Source organism: Helicobacter cetorum MIT 00-7128 (genome assembly GCF_000259255.1).
In the GTDB taxonomy this organism is placed as follows: domain Bacteria; phylum Campylobacterota; class Campylobacteria; order Campylobacterales; family Helicobacteraceae; genus Helicobacter; species Helicobacter cetorum_B.
Map to the genome: position 1 here is coordinate 751,277 of NC_017737.1, position 17,761 is coordinate 769,037.

Annotated in this window: 19 protein-coding genes and 1 pseudogene; 12 read left to right on the top strand and 8 right to left on the bottom strand. The window is 35.3% G+C overall.

Features of this window, described 5'->3' with window-relative positions; all coding sequences use genetic code 11:
* The first annotated feature begins 9 nt into the window (after positions 1-9).
* From HCW_RS03615 to HCW_RS03660, 10 genes are read left to right on the top strand one after another with little or no spacing between them, the layout of a single operon-like run.
* Complete coding sequence (locus HCW_RS03615; protein ID WP_014660865.1) at positions 10-1,092, top strand: M24 family metallopeptidase; 1,083 nt, start codon at positions 10-12, stop codon at positions 1,090-1,092.
* Entirely contained in the window at positions 1,092-1,583 is a 492-nt protein-coding gene (gene folK / locus HCW_RS03620; RefSeq protein ID WP_014660866.1) for a 2-amino-4-hydroxy-6-hydroxymethyldihydropteridine diphosphokinase, read from the top strand. Before HCW_RS03615 ends, folK begins: the two co-directional genes overlap by 1 nt.
* Positions 1,580-2,962 (top strand): flagellar biosynthesis protein FlhF, encoded by a 1,383-nt coding sequence (flhF, locus tag HCW_RS03625; RefSeq protein WP_014660867.1) that lies wholly within the window; start codon positions 1,580-1,582, stop codon positions 2,960-2,962. The genes folK and flhF overlap by 4 nt, the downstream gene beginning before the upstream one ends.
* On the top strand, positions 2,959-3,843 hold the full coding sequence (locus tag HCW_RS03630) for a MinD/ParA family protein (RefSeq protein ID WP_014660868.1): 885 nt from the start codon (positions 2,959-2,961) through the stop codon (positions 3,841-3,843). Before flhF ends, HCW_RS03630 begins: the two co-directional genes overlap by 4 nt.
* A gap of 4 nt (positions 3,844-3,847) precedes the next feature.
* A complete protein-coding gene (locus HCW_RS03635) occupies positions 3,848-4,162 on the top strand; it encodes a hypothetical protein (protein ID WP_014660869.1) in 315 nt (104 codons plus the stop codon).
* Positions 4,140-4,919 (top strand): RNA polymerase sigma factor FliA, encoded by a 780-nt coding sequence (locus tag HCW_RS03640; RefSeq protein ID WP_043902613.1) that lies wholly within the window; start codon positions 4,140-4,142, stop codon positions 4,917-4,919. Before HCW_RS03635 ends, HCW_RS03640 begins: the two co-directional genes overlap by 23 nt.
* Positions 4,912-5,976 (top strand): flagellar motor switch protein FliM, encoded by a 1,065-nt coding sequence (fliM, locus tag HCW_RS03645; RefSeq protein WP_014660871.1) that lies wholly within the window; start codon positions 4,912-4,914, stop codon positions 5,974-5,976. Before HCW_RS03640 ends, fliM begins: the two co-directional genes overlap by 8 nt.
* 2 nt (positions 5,977-5,978) lie before the next feature.
* A complete protein-coding gene (gene fliY, locus HCW_RS03650; RefSeq protein WP_014660872.1) occupies positions 5,979-6,857 on the top strand; it encodes a flagellar motor switch protein FliY in 879 nt (292 codons plus the stop codon).
* 6 nt (positions 6,858-6,863) lie between these two features.
* Entirely contained in the window at positions 6,864-7,400 is a 537-nt protein-coding gene (locus tag HCW_RS03655) for a YhcH/YjgK/YiaL family protein (RefSeq protein WP_014660873.1), read from the top strand.
* Between the two features lie 2 nt (positions 7,401-7,402).
* The gene (locus HCW_RS03660) at positions 7,403-7,900 is read left to right on the top strand and encodes a DUF2147 domain-containing protein (protein WP_043902615.1); all 498 of its coding nucleotides are present in this window, start codon (positions 7,403-7,405) and stop codon (positions 7,898-7,900) included.
* An 8-nt stretch (positions 7,901-7,908) separates the two neighbouring features.
* Here the strand turns inward: HCW_RS03660 and HCW_RS03665 are convergent, their stop codons facing one another.
* Positions 7,909-8,361: a transcriptional repressor gene (locus HCW_RS03665; protein WP_014660875.1), complete on the bottom strand. Its 453-nt coding sequence runs from the start codon at positions 8,359-8,361 to the stop codon at positions 7,909-7,911.
* A 396-nt stretch (positions 8,362-8,757) separates the two neighbouring features.
* Here HCW_RS03665 and HCW_RS03670 point away from each other — a divergent pair.
* Positions 8,758-9,198: pseudogene (locus HCW_RS03670) on the top strand (hypothetical protein); the annotation flags it as partial.
* A 5-nt stretch (positions 9,199-9,203) separates the two neighbouring features.
* On the opposite strand, the gene HCW_RS03675 reads toward HCW_RS03670, so the two are convergent.
* From HCW_RS03675 to HCW_RS03685, 3 genes are read right to left on the bottom strand one after another with little or no spacing between them, the layout of a single operon-like run.
* On the bottom strand, positions 9,204-10,379 hold the full coding sequence (locus HCW_RS03675) for a replication-associated recombination protein A (protein WP_014660877.1): 1,176 nt from the start codon (positions 10,377-10,379) through the stop codon (positions 9,204-9,206).
* A complete protein-coding gene (locus HCW_RS03680; RefSeq protein WP_014660878.1) occupies positions 10,376-10,738 on the bottom strand; it encodes a heat shock protein transcriptional repressor HspR in 363 nt (120 codons plus the stop codon). The genes HCW_RS03675 and HCW_RS03680 overlap by 4 nt, the downstream gene beginning before the upstream one ends.
* A gap of 17 nt (positions 10,739-10,755) precedes the next feature.
* A complete protein-coding gene (locus HCW_RS03685; protein ID WP_014660879.1) occupies positions 10,756-11,619 on the bottom strand; it encodes a DnaJ family protein in 864 nt (287 codons plus the stop codon).
* A gap of 217 nt (positions 11,620-11,836) precedes the next feature.
* Here HCW_RS03685 and HCW_RS03690 point away from each other — a divergent pair, with 217 nt between their 5' ends.
* Entirely contained in the window at positions 11,837-13,078 is a 1,242-nt protein-coding gene (locus HCW_RS03690; protein WP_014660880.1) for a hypothetical protein, read from the top strand.
* Positions 13,079-13,083: 5 nt separating this feature from the next.
* On the opposite strand, the gene HCW_RS03695 is transcribed toward HCW_RS03690, so the two are convergent.
* The 4 genes from HCW_RS03695 to HCW_RS03710 all read right to left on the bottom strand — a co-directional run bounded on the left by HCW_RS03695 (position 13,084) and on the right by HCW_RS03710 (position 17,755).
* A complete protein-coding gene (locus HCW_RS03695; RefSeq protein ID WP_014660881.1) occupies positions 13,084-13,968 on the bottom strand; it encodes a 5'-3' exonuclease in 885 nt (294 codons plus the stop codon).
* A 126-nt stretch (positions 13,969-14,094) separates the two neighbouring features.
* Entirely contained in the window at positions 14,095-14,988 is an 894-nt protein-coding gene (locus tag HCW_RS03700) for a response regulator transcription factor (RefSeq protein WP_014660882.1), read from the bottom strand.
* A gap of 11 nt (positions 14,989-14,999) precedes the next feature.
* On the bottom strand, positions 15,000-16,247 hold the full coding sequence (locus HCW_RS03705) for a bifunctional 2-C-methyl-D-erythritol 4-phosphate cytidylyltransferase/2-C-methyl-D-erythritol 2,4-cyclodiphosphate synthase (protein WP_014660883.1): 1,248 nt from the start codon (positions 16,245-16,247) through the stop codon (positions 15,000-15,002).
* Positions 16,248-16,324: 77 nt separating this feature from the next.
* Positions 16,325-17,755 (bottom strand): Do family serine endopeptidase, encoded by a 1,431-nt coding sequence (locus HCW_RS03710; RefSeq protein ID WP_014660884.1) that lies wholly within the window; start codon positions 17,753-17,755, stop codon positions 16,325-16,327.
* Between the last annotated feature and the right edge of the window lie 6 nt (positions 17,756-17,761).

Sequence of the window (17,761 nt, forward strand, 5' to 3'; positions counted from 1 at the left end):
AGGCAAAAGATGAGCCAATTGAATCAAGAGAGCAACCAATCGCATTTTACCCTAGATGAAAATGCCATGTTCTTTGAATGTGCCTATAGTTGCGATAATGCTTTGTTTTTGCAACTAGAGGAGCGTGCGTTTTTTATCACTGATTCTCGCTATACCCAAGAGGCTAGAGAAAATATTAAGCCTAAGGATGGCAAGAGTGTTGAGGTAATAGAGACAAGTGATTTGGTATCAAAGGCGCTTGAATTGATTCAAAAAAGCTCTGTTAAAAAACTCTTTTTTGACCCTAATTTTGTCAATTTGCAAACCTATAAGCGTTTGGAATCAGTCATAAATGGCAAAGTTATTTTAGAGGGTATAGTTAATTATCATCGCCAAAAACGCATTATTAAGACTTCGCATGAACTAGAGCTTTTGAAAAAATCTCAAGCCTTGAATGTTGAGGCATTTGATAATTTTGCTAAATATGTGAAGACGATTTTTGGTCAAGAAAAGTCATTGAGCGAGTGTTTTTTACAGCATAAAGTAAAGGATTTTTTGACTAGAGATGGTCTTTATAATCTGAGCTTTGAGCCAATCTTAGCGTTTAATGCCAATGCAAGTAAGCCCCATGCTTTGCCTAGTGCAAAAGATTTTCTTAATAATGAAGATAGCTTTCTTTTGGATATGGGAATTAAGTATGAGCGCTATTGCTCTGATAGGACCCGCACAGCTTTTTTTGATTCTAAGAATTTTAATTTCCAAAAAGAGCAAACCTTTAAAGACAAAGAACACCAAAAGATTTATGACATTGTTAAAAAAGCTCAAGAAAATGCCATTACAAACATTAGGGCAGGCATGACAGGTAAAGAGGCTGATAACTTAGCTAGAAAAGTTATAGAAGAGCAAGGTTATGGCAAGTATTTTACTCATAGCACAGGGCATGGCATTGGATTAGATATTCATGAACTTCCCTTTATTTCCCCACGAAGTGAAACAATACTAGAAGAAGGTATGGTTTTTTCTATAGAGCCCGGAATTTATATTCCCGGGTTTTTTGGGGTGCGCATTGAAGATTTAGTTGTAATTAAAAATTCTAAAGCTGAAGTTATCTAATGCGAGAGATTCTTTTGACCCGTTTTTTTCCAAGTGATTCTAAAGCTAGAGTGCATTTCAAAAATAGGGTTGTGTTAGGACTTGGTGCTAATATGAAAAATCCTTTAAAAACTTTAGAGCAATGCTACTTATGGCTTAAGAATCATAGCGCTATAGGCAAAGTTTTTTCTTCGCCTATTTATCTAAACCCTCCTTTTGGCTATCTCAAACAGGCTCCTTTTTATAATGCGACCCTTGTGCTTAGAACGAGTTTGAATTTGCGTAAATTCTTTGCTTTAGTTTTTTATGTAGAGAGGCGTTTTGGACGCAAGAGAAAGCGTGAGTTTAAAGATGCTCCAAGAACCTTAGATATTGATATTATAGCCTTTAATAAAATTGTTTTAAATCAAGCTTATTTAACTTTGCCTCACCCTAAATGGAGTGAGCGAGAGTCTGTATTAGTGCCTTTAGCGTTGCAACAAGTCCTTGTAAAGAAAGGGGGATTAGGGTGAAATTTTATACTTATAGTGGAGAGACAGCAGCTGAGGCTTTAAAAGTGGCTCAAAGCCATCATGGTGTAGATGCTTTAGTGTTTAAAACACAAGAAATTCGTAAAAAAACGCTTAATTCTGCAGGGCTTTATGAAATTGTTGTGGCAGTTGAGGGAGAGAATGGTGATGATGAGCTCCCCAAAGAGCCTTTAGTTCCAGAAAGCTTATATGAAGATAATGCAAGCGAAGAAGATGTGGTTATGCAACTTTCAAGCACCGTAGAAGAGATGCGTAAACTCGCTGGTGTTTCTAAAACTACCCCTAATCCAAAACCACTCATAAAGATTACTCCTAAAGAAACACAAGATTTTTCTTTAGATAAGATGTTTTTAGAGCCAGAAAGTCCTACAATAAGCAATAGCTTTGCTAATAAGACTTTAAAGAGCGATAATAATGAGCAAGAAAAAGAACATCATCAAGAAATCAAGCGCATCAATACCGAATTGCACAAGATAACTGATAGTTTAAAACTGATTCAAAACATGTTTTGGGACGAGAAAAATCCCGGTGGTAGTCTCATAAATATCCCTCAAGAATTTGCTGAAATCTATAAAATAGCCAAGCAAAGTGGGATGCGTTCAAGCCATTTAGATGAAATTATGCAATTAAGCTTGGAACTCATGCCTTTAAGAATGCGAGAAAATTCTGTTACGGTTAAGCGTTACTTTAGAGAAGTGTTGCGCAAGATGATATTGTGTCGCCCTGAAGATTTGAGTTTAAGAGAAAAGCGCATTTTAATGCTTGTAGGGCCTACGGGTGTGGGTAAGACTACCACTTTGGCAAAACTTGCTGCACGCTATTCTAAGATGTTAGACAAAAAATATAAGGTAGGTATTATCACTTTAGATAATTATCGTATTGGGGCTTTGGAACAATTAAGTTGGTATGCCAATAAGATGAAAATGAGCATAGAAACCGTTATTGATGCTAAAGATTTTGCCAAAGAAATTGAGGCTTTGGAGTATTGTGATTTTATTTTAGTAGATACTACAGGGCATTCGCAATATGACAAACAAAAAATTGCTAGTTTAAAAGAATTTGTAGATGGGGGGTATAATATTGATGTGTCTTTAGTGCTTTCAGTTACCACTAAATACGAAGATATGAAGGATATTTATGATTCTTTTGGGGTTTTAGGGATTGATACTTTGATTTTTACAAAACTAGATGAAAGTAGGGGATTAGGGAATTTATTTTCGCTTGTGCATGAGAGTCAAAAACCTATTAGCTATCTTTCTGTTGGACAAGAAGTGCCTATGGATTTAAAAGTAGCGACCAATGAATACTTAGTAGATTGCATGCTTGATGGCTTTATTAGTCCTAGTAAGGAAAATACATGAGCAATCAAGCGAGTCGTTTAGAAAGTTTTCTTAGCACCAAGACTTCTAGAAGCTTTTTTTCTGATAAGGGTAACACGAAATTTATCGCTATAACAAGTGGTAAGGGCGGAGTTGGGAAATCCAATGTGAGTGCTAATTTGGCTTACTCTTTGTATAAGAAAGGCTATAAGGTAGGGGTTTTTGATGCGGATATTGGTCTAGCTAATTTAGATGTAATTTTTGGGGTAAAAACTCATAAAAATATTTTGCATGCCCTTAAGGGCGAGGCTAAACTCAAAGAGATTGTTTGTGCTATTGAACCGGGGCTTTGTCTTATTCCCGGCGATAGTGGCGAAGAGATTTTAAAATATGTTAGTGGTGTAGATGGTTTAGATAAATTTGTAGATGATGAGGGGATTTTAAGCTCTTTGGATTATATTATCATTGATACGGGAGCTGGAATTGGAGCTACTACGCAAGCATTTTTAAATGCAAGCGATTGTGTGGTAGTTATCACTACGCCTGACCCATCAGCCATTACTGATGCGTATGCGTGCATGAAAATCAACTCCAAAAATAAAGATGAGTTGTTTTTAATGGTAAATATGGTCTCTCAAGATAAAGAAGGTAGAGCAACTTATGACAAACTAGCCAAAGTGGCTAAGAATAATATTCCCTCATTAAGTTTGCATTATTTAGGGGCTTTAGAAAATAGCTCATTACTAAAGCGTTGTATTAGAGAGCGTAAAGTTTTGCGTAAGGTCGCTCCTAATGATTTGTTTTCTCAAGCGATTGACCAAGTGGCATTTATTTTAACTTCTAAGCTTGAAAAAGGTGCTTTAGAAAAGCCAAAAGAAGATTTTAAAAGTTTTTTCAAGCGGTTTTTAAAGTATTTGGGATAGGATTATGAGAATACAGAATTTCATACATTTTTCTATCGTAGTAGGGTTTTTCTTGGGACTAGCGCTTGCTATGCTAAAATTTGACCAACCTGAGACCATTTTGCTTTGGACAATTATTTCTACGCTTGGTTTTTATCTTGTATCGCTTTTATTTGCCTCTATTTTTATCGCTTGCACTGATTTAGATACTTGCTTATTTGATAAGAAAGGCACTGAAGAGCGTTTGACACATTTTAACCACGAGTTTAAAAACCGCGAAAAAGAAGTAACGAGTATTTTGAATTATATTAGAAGTTATAATTTTGATGATGGGCAATAGAATGCAAGACTTTGATAATTTTGAAAACAGCGAGGCTTTAGAAAAGCCTAAAAATGTAGAGAAAATTCTCAATGCTTATGACAAGCAACAACACCACAATCAAGATGAATTAGCCCTGCAGTATTTACCAGCGGTGCGTGCTATGGCATTTCGCTTAAAAGAGCGCTTGCCTAGTTCTATTGATTTTAACGATTTGGTTTCTATTGGCACTGAAGAGTTAATCAAACTAGCAAGGCGTTATGAAAGTGCGCTTAATGACTCTTTTTGGGGCTATGCTAGAATGCGAGTTAATGGGGCAATGCTAGATTATTTGCGCTCTTTAGATGTGGTCTCTCGTTCTAGTAGAAAATTGATTAAAAATATTGATAATGAGACAACTAAATATCTTAATGAGCATGGAATAGAGCCTAATGATGAATATTTAGCGCAAACTTTAGGTGAAGATATTGAAAAAATTAGAGAGGCTAAAGTAGCTTCTGATGTGTATGCACTAGTGCCTATAGATGAGCAATTTAATGCGATTGAGCAAGACCAAATCACTAAAAAAATTGAGACTGAAGAATTATTAGAGCATGTGCAAGCCATTTTAAGCACCATGGGTCAAAGAGAGCAAACTCTTATCCAGCTTTATTATTTTGAAGAGTTGAATTTGAGTGAGATTAAAGAGATTTTAGGCATTACAGAATCACGCATTTCTCAAATTATTAAAGAAGTGATTAAAAAGGTGCGTAAGTCCTTAGGAGCAAATCATGGCTGATATTTTAAGCCAAGAAGAAATTGATGCGCTTTTAGAAGTCGTTGATGAAAATGTAGATATTCAAAATGTCCAAAAAAAGGATATTATCCCCCAACGCAGTGTAACTTTATATGATTTTAAGCGCCCTAATCGTGTGAGTAGAGAGCAACTACGCTCTTTTAGAAGTGTGCATGAAAAAATGGCAAGAAATCTCTCTAGTCAAATTTCTTCTATCATGCGCTCTATTGTAGAAATCCAACTTCATAGCGTTGATCAAATGACTTATGGCGAATTTCTAATGAGCTTACCAAGCCCAACAAGCTTTAATGTTTTTTCTATGAAACCTATGGGAGGAACGGGGGTTTTAGAAATTAATCCTAGCATTGCTTTTCCTATGATTGATAGGTTATTAGGGGGCAAGGGTAGTGCGTATGAGGAAAATAGAGAGTTTAGCGATATTGAATTGAACTTGTTAGATACGATTTTGCGCCAAGTTATGCAGATTTTAAAAGAAGTTTGGGCGCCTGTAGTAGAAATGTTTCCCACTATTGATGCCAAGGAATCTAGTGCGAATGTGGTGCAAATTGTCGCACAAAATGAAATTGCGATTATGGTGGTTTTAGAAATTATTATCGGACATAGTCGTGGCATGATGAATATTTGCTATCCGGTCATTTCCATTGAAAGCATTCTTTCTAAAATGGGGAGTAGGGATTTAATGGTTTCAGAAACCAATTCTAAAAAGAGCCGTAATAAAGAATTGCAAGCCTTATTAAGTGGGGTTAGCGTAGATATGATGGTGTTTTTAGGCTCAGTAGAATTGAGCTTAAAAGAAGTGCTAGATTTAGATGTAGGGGATACGATTCGCTTAAATAAAGTGGCTAATGATGAAGTGAGCGTGCATATCCATAGAAAAAAGCGCTTTTTGGCAAGTGTGGGCTTTCAAGGTTATAGAAAGACGATTCAAATTAAAGAAATTGCCTATAGTGAAAAAGAACATACCAAAGAGATTTTAGAAATGCTAGAAGAACAGCGTAGAGGTAAAGTAGGTGATATTATGAAAGCAGAAGAAGAGTAAGCATGCAAGATTTTATTAAACTTTTTATTCAAGAGATTATTTCCACTTTAGAGGGCTTAGTAGGTAAAGCTCCAAATGTGGAATTAAAAGAAGAAATAGCAAATACAGAAGATGAGGCATGGGGAGCATTAGTGAATGTGCCTTATGCAAGAGTGGTTATTAATGCATCTCAAAAGAGTGATGGCAATATAGAATTTTTGGCATCTGTAGGGCTAGTTACTGCGTTGAGTGATTTAATGCTAGGGGGTGATGGGGCTAGTAAAGAAGAAATGGATAATGATGATTTAGACGCTTTTAAAGAAATGGCATCTAATATTTTTGGTGCATTAGCTACAAGCTTAAAGTCTCAAGAATTACTTCCTAAATTAAATTTCACTACAACCAATGCTGAGATTGCCCAAGAACTTCCTAAAAAAGAGGATTATGCCAAAGCCTATACACTCTCTTTTAATATGGAAGGGCTTGAAGAAAGTAAAGTAATTTTATTAACGACTTCAGCATTTGATAACCAATTAGATGCTACAAGCGCTCCTGCTGAAAGCTCAACTAATGAGGAAAGTAAACAAGAAGAGCCACAAATTCATGAAAGCCATGTATTAGAAGGCACAGAAATTCGCAATATTGGCATGCTTTTAGATGTGAAATTGAATGTTAAAGTGCGTATTGGTCAAAAAAAGATGATTTTAAAAGATGTGGTTTCTATGGATATTGGGAGTGTTGTAGAATTAGACCAATTAGTGAATGACCCTTTAGAGATTTTGGTTGATGATAAGATTATAGCCAAGGGTGAAGTAGTGATTGTAGATGGGAATTTTGGCATACAAATCACTGATATTGGCACAAAAAAAGAGCGTTTAGAGCAATTAAAAGAGCAAGGTTAGTTTAAAATGGCAATTTTTGGAAAATTAAGCTCACTAGGGCATTTATTTAAAAAAACACAAGAATTAGAGATTTTGCATGGGTATTTAAAAGACGCTATGCAAAAAGATAATGAAATTCATCAAAGGGTTTTGAAACTTCCTCAAAATGAAGAATACCAAGTTTCTTTAGGGCATGGCATGATAGCTATAGAACAAAGTTATTGTTTAGAACATGCTAAAGAAAACAATGAGGGGTTTTTTGAAAGCCATCAAAAATATGTAGATTTTCAACTTATAATTAAAGGCATTGAGGGAGCAAAAGTCTTAGATACGAGCCTTATGCAAATTAAAACACCCTATAACGAATCTAAGGATTTAGTGGTTTATGAGCCAAAAAATAGTCTTTCTTTTTTGTGTTTGGAAGAGGGAATGTTAGCAATATTTTTTGATAGCGATGCGCATGCCCTAAGATTTTATGATGAATCTTTTAAGCGTTATGCTATGGAGGCTATTTTTAAGGTAGTCGTTAAAGTGCCTAAGGAATTAATTAAGCTGAAGTTGTAAGAATGAGTATATTGAGTGTTTTTTTAGGAATATTTTTTGGTATTTTAGGAGCATCAGAGGCTTTAGAACTTCCCGGAGTTTATAAAACTCAAGCCTTTTTGAATGCGAAAAGTTCGTATGTAGAGTTTTTTGAATACAAGGGAAAGTTCTATGCTTATGGTATTTCTAATGCTGATGGGTCTAATGCTAGAAAGGATAAGAATAACCCTGACCCTAGATTAAGAAATCGTAGCGATAAGGGTGTAGTGTTTTTGAGCGATTTAACGCAAGTAGGACATAGGTATTATAAAGGTGGCAAAGCTTATAATTTTTATGATGGCAGAACCTATTATGTGAAAGTAGTGCAAAATGATAATGGAGATTTAGAATTTACGCCAAGCTATGATAAGTGGGGATATGTGGGCAAGACTTTTACATGGAAACGCTTAGATAATCAAGAAATCAAATCTTTGAAAATCAAGCGTTTTGATTTGGGTGAAGTGATTCGCACTATTCCTTAAACTCCCCCTTACTTTTCTTCTTCTTGGCAATCCTTGCACCATACAAATAACTTCATATCATGGCTAATAAGCTTAGCTTCATATTTTTTAGCAACCTCATTTTGGCGTTCTTCAATTTCTTGGTCAGCAAATTCAATGATTTTTCCACAATGCAAGCAAATGATATGGTCGTGGTGTTCTTTGGCGGCAATCTCATAACGCCGACCGCTTTTAGAGGTTTCCAAAGTGCAAATAAAGTTTTCTTTTTCTAAGAAATTTAAAATGCGATACACTGAAGAAATGCTTGTATTTTTATCTTTTTGGCGGATACAATGCGTGATTTCTTCGGGACTTAAATGTGTGCCACTGCGATACAATACGCTGACTACTTCTTCTCGTTGCTTAGAATTTTTTAATCCATTCTTTTTAATAGACATTCTTAAGCGTTCTAAAATAGATTCCAAAGTTTCTAATCGTTTCATGGTTAAAATATTTTCCTTTCTAAAAAATCGTATTCTATCAAAATGCTTTATATAGCGAGAATATTATAACACATAACAATGAGATGATGTATAAATAAAACTCATTATTATTTTGATAGCTCTTAAGAATACCACAAAATGTGAAATAATTTCTTATTTTTAGATTTTTTTGTCAGATAGGGTGTAATCTTTAATATTTGTTAGCTATAGAGGTGTTTAATAAATCGCATTTTAATTGATTAGGAATTTTAAGAAAGGGAGTTTATTATGAAAACAATAAGTTATTATAATTTTTTTGTATCGTTATTAGTTCTCTTGCTTGGAGCTTGTGCTAATCCTAAGATAAGCAAAAAGGGGTATTTTAGAAATGTTCCTACTTGACTTGTAGAAGATAGAAGTTCATATATTCTTCAAGCTATAGGCACTTGGAATGTTACACCAAATGTTACTGAGGCTCAGGCTATTGATAGGTCTAGCTTGCGTGCTAAAGAGCGTGTAGCTTATCAAATTACAGAAAAAATTCATACCGTTTATGTAAAATCCAAAGACGACCAGCATAAAAAACATGATTTTACGGTTGTAAGACAAATTGAGGGGGCGATTTTAAAGGGCTTAAAAGACAATATGGAAATGCTAAATAAATGGGTTAATCCCTATAATAACGAAGTTTTTGTTATAGTAAGGGCTAAATCGTATAATGAAGATATTTTGCGTAAGAGTTTGCAGAGAATCCCCTCTCTAGATAAAAAAACCATAGATAACATTTTAAAAGCTATCGCTGAAATCTTTAATGATTCCTTTAGTTATGATGAGGCAAATATCCCTAGAGAAATGTAGGGTTTTTAGCCTTTGATTTTTTCTAACCATTCTTTAAGGGTTTTTTCAAACCCTATCTTTTGAGAATACACAAATTTTAAAGGTCTTTCTAAATAATCTTGCTTGACATAGCCATTATAATCATGGGGGTAGAGATAGTCTTTAGCATGGGGGAGTAGATGTTTTGGCACCGGATAAATTACCCCTGATTTAATCGCATCTAAGGCGCTATTAATGGCGTTATAAGCGGTATTAGATTTAGGCGAACAAGCTAAATAAATCACGCATTGGCTTAAAATAATGCGAGCTTCTGGATAGCCAATTTGTTTGACTGAAAGCAAAGTAGAAGTAGCTAGATTAAGAGCGTTTGGATTGGCATTGCCTATATCTTCGCTTGCAAAAATCACTAAGCGCCTTGCAATAAATTCAGGGTTTTCCCCTCCAGCAATTAGGCGTGCTAGATAATATAAAGAGGCGTTTTCATCACTCCCTCTTAAAGACTTTATAAGAGCGCTTGTAAGGTTATAGTGTGTATCATCGCTTGCACTACCATCATTTAAGCTATGAGGGCGTAAGGATTTTAGAGTTTCTAAAGTGATAGGATTTTCTATCTTAGCGCTCAAATCTAAAAGGTTTAATAGCGCTCTAGCATCGCCAGCACTATTGTTTAAAAGATAATTTTTAGCGCTAGGTTCTATGCTAACTTTTAATAATAGAAGAGCTTTAGAGCAAAGCTCTTCTAATTCAATAGAATTTAAAGGAAATAGTTCAAAAACAAAACTTCTTGAGCGAATGGCATGTGTTAGAGTGTAGCGTGGGTCTTGCGTGCTAGCCCCTAAGACTAGGGCTTGTTCTTTTTCCATAATGGGGAGCAAAAATTCTTGTTGGGTTTTATTCAAGCGGTGGGTTTCATCAATAAAAATAGTGGGCTTTAAAAGGGTATTTTGGTAATTTTTAAGCTTTAAGCGTAAATCATCAAGCTTAAAATCTGTTGCGTTAAAAAAGAGCAAGGGACGCTCTAGGGTATTGGCAATAATTTTGGCTAAACTTGTTTTGCCTACACCCGGAGGACCATAAAAAAAGGCATGGGGGAAATGGCGTTTAATGAGCGCTTGATAAAGGGGGGCGTTTTTTCCTATTAAATGGGTTTGCCCTATAAAATCTTCTAAACTTTTAGGGCTTAATAAATTAGCTAAACTCATTTTTTAAATAAAATCAATTCATAGGTGTTTAAAGGCATGCTTGAATCTTTAACCAAATTAGTGTTTTCTTTAGGGCGTTTGGTGTGTGCGTTTTGGAGTTCATTATTAAGCCTGTCTAATTCTTCTTTTAAGCGTAAAATAATATCCACTCCAGCTAAATTGACGCCCAAATCTCGTGTAAGGCGTAAAATGGTTTTAATCTTATCAATATCTCGCTGAGAATATAGGCGCATTTTCCCATCGGTTCTATTAGGTTCTACTAGCCCCTCTTTTTCATATTGGCGTAAGGTTTGAGGATGCACTTCTAAAATTTTAGCTACCACACTAATGAGATAAAGGGGTTCATCATAATCACACATTTTACTATCCTTATATTTTATAACTCTTTTTCTAACAAGGTTTTAAGCTCATTTGAAAGCTCTTCAACTTTAGGCAAGACTAAACGAGCTTGCAAATATAAGTCCCCTACATGCGCATTTTTTCTATTTTTGACCCCTTGTTCTTTAACACGGAATTTTTGTGCGCCCTTAGTATTTTGTGGGATAGTTAAGGTTAGGGTTTTATGAGGGGCTTGAATCTCAACCTTGCCTCCAAAAAGAGCGGTTTTTAAGGGTAGGTCAAAAGTTTGGATAATATTATCTTTTTCACGCCTATAGATTTCATCTTCTAAAATACAGATTTTTAAGAGTAAGTCCCCTCTGCCTGTGCGCCCCATTTTTCCTTTATTGCGCACTCTAATCTTTTCACCCTCTTCTACACCAATAGGGATTTTGATGCTAAAAGTTTCATTATTGATGCTCACTTCTTTTTTGTTGCCTAAAATGGTATCTAACACAGAAACATTGAGATTAGCAACAATATCTAAATTTTCAGATTCAAAGTTGGAAAAACCAAAATTAGAGAACCCTTGAGAGCCGCCAAAACCTTGAGAAAAACCCCCATGTCCAAAAATAGAACTTAAAATATCGTCTAAATTAGCGCCAGAGCCACGACTTCTAGCAAAATCGCTAAAGTTTTGCCCTCCAAACATATTGTCTCCAAATTGGTCGTATTGCCGACGCTTTTCTTCATCGCTTAAAATTTCATAAGCAGCATTAATTTCTTTAAATTTTTCTTCTGCCTCTTTGGTTTTATTCAAATCAGGGTGGTATTGGCGTGCTAAACGGCGATAAGATTTTTTGATTTCATCTTGACTAGCATTTTCACTAACATTTAAAGTTTGGTATAAGCTTTTACTCATTGTTTTGCCTTACAAAATAATTTTAAAGTGAATGCTATCATAAAACTTTAGTGTAAGTCAATCAAGTTAATTGATAATCATTGCTAATATAGTCTAAAATAAGGGATTTTTTAAGGTTTCAGCACGATTAAATTTAACTTTTATTACAATATATTAATTTTAACTTTTGAGATAGCAAAAACTATCTTAACTTGCTAAACAGAGACTAATATTATAAATGAAATACAATAAAATGCGTTATTTGCTAGTGCTTTTTGGGTTTTCTTTGTTTTTTTTGCCTTTGAGGGCTTTAGATATTAAAGTGAGTCCTTTTGGTCATTTAGGGCTTTTGTATAATCAAGGGGCACAGAAAAATCCCCATAGTTATGTGGGTGTTTTGGCACGACTTGGAGTGGATTTTACTTTAAGTAATACTTGGTCATTTGGGATTGGAGTGATTGGGGCTTGGAATGCCTATAACAGACAGCGCCTAGCTAATGTCTATATTAGCTTGGGTAATTTTTTTGGCAATACTCACAATGTGCAACCTTATCTAAGCGCAGGAGATTTATCAGATATTTATGCCAAGTATTTTTCTAAGCGCTTAAAAGTGGCTTTAGGGCGCTATAACACGGATTTTGTAGATTTTGATTGGATTGGGGGCAATATTCAAGGGGCATCTGTTACTATAGAGCAAAATTCAATGCGTTATTTTGGTATTTTTATGGATAGTATGCTTTATAATGGGCATCAAGTTAATAAAGAGCAGGGAAATCGTATTGCTACTAGCTTAAATACTCTAGCCTCCTATGACCCCGTTTCTAAAAGCTTATATGTAGGTGGCGAAGTCTTTGCTGTAGGAACAGAGTATCAAAAAAGGGGGCTTAAAGCAACTTCTTTTGTTTTAGTGGATACTCGTTTGCCTGTGCTTTCAAAAACGCCTTTAGTGCAGGTGGGAGGAAAAATTGAATACAACACTTCTATAGCCAAGCATTTTACTTCACATACTCTTATACAAGGCATGTATCAATATGGCAATACTGATATAGCTACAAGTGCTAGAAATGCCGGATTATTTATGATAGACCAAACTTTTAAATATAAGATTTTTAATTTTGGAGTGGGTTTTTATATTGTTCCAGCACAAAATAATAAAGGCTATTTATGGACTTTTAGCGATAGAACCAAGTTCTATGGGCGTGGGATTAATGCCCCTAGCGTGCCAGCCATTTATTTTGCTAATTCTACGATTTCTGGCTATGTGTTTGGAGGCTTAAAGACCAAAAAAGTTCGTATAGATGCTATGGTGGCTTTTGGTGATTATCAAGAATATTCTTTAATGAGTAGTTATAAAATTTGGGAGTATCGTAGTCTTGCCTTTGATATGGGTGGGGGGTATGTGTATGCTTATAACTCTAAAGCGACACGAAAAGAGATTGGAAGTAGTTCATTTGTCTTTTTTGGAAAATTTTCGTTTTAAGGCGATTAAGAAAGCGATGGTTTTGGTTTTTTGGTTTTATTGAAAGGAATTTTTTTAGGGCATTTAAATTCAGGTTCCCATAGCTTAATCACGCCATGTTGAATCATTTGGTGCATATTGACTAAACGCATGTTTAAAAGCGCTTTTTCCTTAGCCTCTTCATCGCTTAATTTTTCTTTGTTTTTAAAGGCTTGAATGGTTTGTTCCCACAACTCTGGCTCTTTAGCTTGGTCATTTAGGAAATCTTTATAATTGATTTCTCCAATTCCTCTAACCCCACGAATATTATCCCCCTTATCCCCCACAACACATTGATAATAGGCAAAAAAGCAAGCCTCTTTTTTACTGACATTAAAAAAGGTCTCTGTTTTTAAGTTAAAGTGAGAACCACCATTAGAATAAAGCACATCTTTATCCATACTAGCAATAACATAATGGTTAGGATTTCTTTTTTTATAATAAGAAATCATATCATCTGCCTCATATTCAAAGCAATGTTCGCCTTGGATTTTAGCCCCTTTTTTTAGAGGGTATTTTTCAATCAAAGCAATTTTAAGCGCTTTTAGAAGGGCTCTAAACTCATCATCAAATTTGCGTCGTTTTTTCTTATAATAATCACAGAGTTGGTAGCGAAAACTCTCTCTGCCTCTAGTAATAAAAAAAAGGGTTTTAGAGCAGTTAGTTTTACGCATAATAGAAAGGATTTGGGTGGTAAGAAACACAATGCCCACTTCTTCTAAACTGCTAGAGGCAAATTTTTTAGGCAAACTTTTTTTGGAGAGTAAGCGCCTTACAATATTAGGAATGACACAATCAATATCCAAAAGCAAAGTTTTAGGTTGGCTTTGTTTAGGGCATTTTTTTTTGCGTAGTGCTTGTTTGATAGTCAATCCTTAAGATAAATTTTAAAATTATTAATGTAAAGAGCGATTAGTATTATAACAAGTTATTTCAATTCTTTGTTGTTTTTAAGAAACTTGTTAGGGGGTAATTTACCCCTAAGCCTTTAAAGGATTTTATTTGCGAGGCAAGTTGTATTTACGGCGTTTTTCCCAAAGGCTTTTACGGCTAATGCCAAGCTTATTGGCAAGCTCAGTGTCTGTGCAAGTAGAAGAGAAGTGTCTAATGGCCTCTTTTTCATATTCTTGGAGCGAGAGAAATTGTGAGGCATTAAAGAGGGCTAATGGCTTGTTTTCGCCCTCTATGTTGACAATTTGAGGGAAATCCAAAGGCTCTTTATGAGTATAGGACAACACAATAGGGCAAGAGAGGGCAAGCTCTAAAAGCTTTAATTGTTCATCTTTTTTAAGCTCTTCTAAATGGGTGATGTAATAGGGGCGGTCAAACTTTTCTTTATTTTTATACAATTCTTTGGGAGTAGCATTTTTTAAAGAAAAGAATGCAAATTCTATGTGTTTTGTCTTAGCGTATTGTAATAGGTAGGCATCAGCGAGATTTTGCGAAGTGGCGTGAATTAAAAAGGGCAATTTATAAGGGAAATGCTCTGGCAAAGGTAGTTCGGCATGGATAAAATCTAAGTAACTTTCATAAAAACCAATGCGTGCAGTCATTTCTTGGTAGGCTTTATGGTATTGGATTTTGCGTAAGAGTTCGTCCATTTTAAAAGGTTTTAAAATGTAGTCTCTCGCACCTGCTTGAATAGGCTTGCTGACGCCATCTTCATTCACATGTGAAGCCATCATGATGATAATTTGCTTAGAATTGTAGCGCACAAAATGTTCGCAACGCCCTTGCGTGCATACTTTAGAAGAAACCAAAATCACATCATAAAGTTCTTTGTTTTCTTGAGAAATACTAGAGATAATCTCGCAAGCATGCCCAAAATCATGTAAATTATGACAAATACTCCTAGCTAGGGCTAAGTCATCTTCAATAATTAAAATTTTCATTGACAATTCCTTTATACTATTTGATTTTCAAAATTTTGCCTATAGCGCATGCTAACATGTGCTTGAACCAATAGGCCTTCTTGTTTGCCAATAAAACCCATTTTTTCCATTGTGGTTGCCTTTAAACTAATATGAGATTTTTCTAAGCCTAAAAGATGGCTTAGACTTTCTAAAATCATAGGTTTATAGGGGGTAATTTTAGGAATTTCACTAAAAATGGTTGCCCCCATTTCAAAGAGCTCAAAACCAATGCTTTGAGAAAAATCTAAGACAATTTTTAATAGCGTTGCTGAGTTAGCATTCTTGTAAATAGGGTCATTATCAGGAAACCACTCTCCAATATCTCCTGCTTTAATAGCCCCAAGAATTGCATCAATAATGGCATGTAAAAGTGCATCACCATCACTATGAGCTTTTAATCCAAACGCACAATCTATAACAACCCCCCCTAAAACCATAGGCTTATCTTTTATAAAAGCATGGGTATCAAATCCCATGCCAATAAAAGTATCTTTGGCAGGATTAAAAAAGGACATAAAATATTTTAAGTCATCACTTGTTGTGAGTTTATGCAAATTGCTACTGCCCTCAATATAGCTTACAAGATTAGGATAAGCTTGTAAAATAGCGGTGCTTTCATCTTTGAATGTGCCTTGTCTTAGTGCTTTTTTAAGACTCTCTTTATGGCTAAGCTGAGGAGTTTGAATGAGCTTAATAGCCTCTCTATCCAAAATTTCATTATAGTAAATGGCGCTATCATAGCAAGGCAAATAGGGGGCAACACAGAGATGATTAGTTTCACTAAGGGTTAAAAATAGTTCTTGCAACACTCTTATATCCATTAGGCCTCTAGCAACATCACTTGTTAGCACATAATTACCATTAGCTAGTTTCAGAGCATTTTGAACGGACTCTTGGCGTGTTTGACCACCAATAACAAGCTTGATAGTGGGGTGATGGCGCTTGATGTAATGATAATCTAATTCACTCACAACAAGTAAAACTTCATTAAAGGGCAAGACTTGTTTAAAATCTTCATATACCTTTAGCCATAAGGGAGTATGATTAGAGCGCAACCATTGCTTTTTAATCCCTAGAGTGTGAGAAAAGCGCCTAGACTCCCCAGCAGAAAGTAAAATAACACTTGTTTGCTTAGAAAGGTTTTCAAGTATTTCTTCTGGGTTTGAATAACTTAAGGGGTCTTCTAAGGTTTCTAAAGAAACCCTAAATTCTTCCCCATTAACACGAATCAATGCCATAATATTAGTAACTCATCTTAAGTGAATGCTTTAAAAAGGCGTTTTGAGCGCTGTTTTTTCGCATAGCTTTCACCAAACTATTTAACCACAATCGTGCGATAGCCTTGATTTAAATCAAAAATTAAGAAACGCTTGGGCTTGCCTTTGTATTTGTCTAAGGCGTGGTTGAAATTGCCAACATTTTTAATTTCTACATCTTCAATTCTAGTGATAATATTGCCTTGTCTAAAGCCCGCTTGTTCAGCGGGAGAGTTTTCTTGCACTTGGCTAATAATCACCCCTTGAATTTCATCAGGTAAGCGCATAGATTTTCTTGTTTTTGGGGTTAAATCTTCTATCTTAAGCCCACTTACTTGCCCTTGGGTGCTACCTTGAGTTGAGGTGGTTTCTTTTTTATTGGGATTTTTTCTTTCAGCTAGAATGAGAGTAAAGAAACGCTCTTTTTTGTCCCTAATGACTTTTAAAGTAACCTTTTGATTGGGCAACATAGAGCCGATAAGATTTTTTAACTCGTTGGAATTTTTGACTTTCTTACCATTAACTTCTGTAATTAAATCCCATACTAAAAGCCCCGCTTTTTTAGCTGGAGAGTCCTTTTCTACACTAATGACGACTGCTCCCTCTTTGCCATCATAAGAACTTTGCAAATCATTATTAGCATCTTGTAAGCCAACACCTAAATATCCTCGCTCAATCTTACCGGTTTTAATAAGTTGGCTTACAATATTTTTTACCATATTAGAGGGGATAGCAAAGCCTATGCCGTGATTGCCTCCAGTTTTTGAAATAATGGCAGTATTAATCCCAATCAAACCGCCACGACTATCTATCAATGCGCCTCCAGAATTTCCCGGATTGATAGAGGCATCAGTTTGAATATAGTTCTCATAGTTATTGAGATTGATGCCGCTTTTATTAAGCGCTGAGACAATGCCTTGAGTAACGGTCTCACCCACACCAAAAGGATTACCAATAGCAAAAACTAAATCGCCCACTAAAGTGTCATTAGAATCAGAGAATTTGATTGTAGGTAAATTATCTTTGTTAATACGAATAACTGCTAAATCACTATCTGCATCAGTGCCTACGAGTGAGGCAGAATACTCTTTAGTGCTACCGGGTATTGTAACAGTGATTTTATCTGCCTCATTGATAACATGGTTGTTGGTTACAATGTAGCCATCTTTAGAAATAATTACTCCACTTCCTAAAGCCCTTTCTATTCTATCTTTAGGCACTGCACCTCCCAAATCCCCAAAGAATTGTTGAAAGAATGGGTCGCTAAACATGCCACCACCCATAAAGCTATTTTTAATTTTCTTTTCAGTAGAGATATTTACAACCGCCTTAATAGAATCCTTAATAGAGTCATGGTAGGAATAAATCGTATCATCTTTAGAGGGGATACTCACACGCTCTTTGATTTTTGGCATATCTTGAATCTCAATATTATTGGCATTCAAGTTTAAAGCTAAGACTAGCGAGATAAAAAGGGTCTTTTTCATCATAGGTAT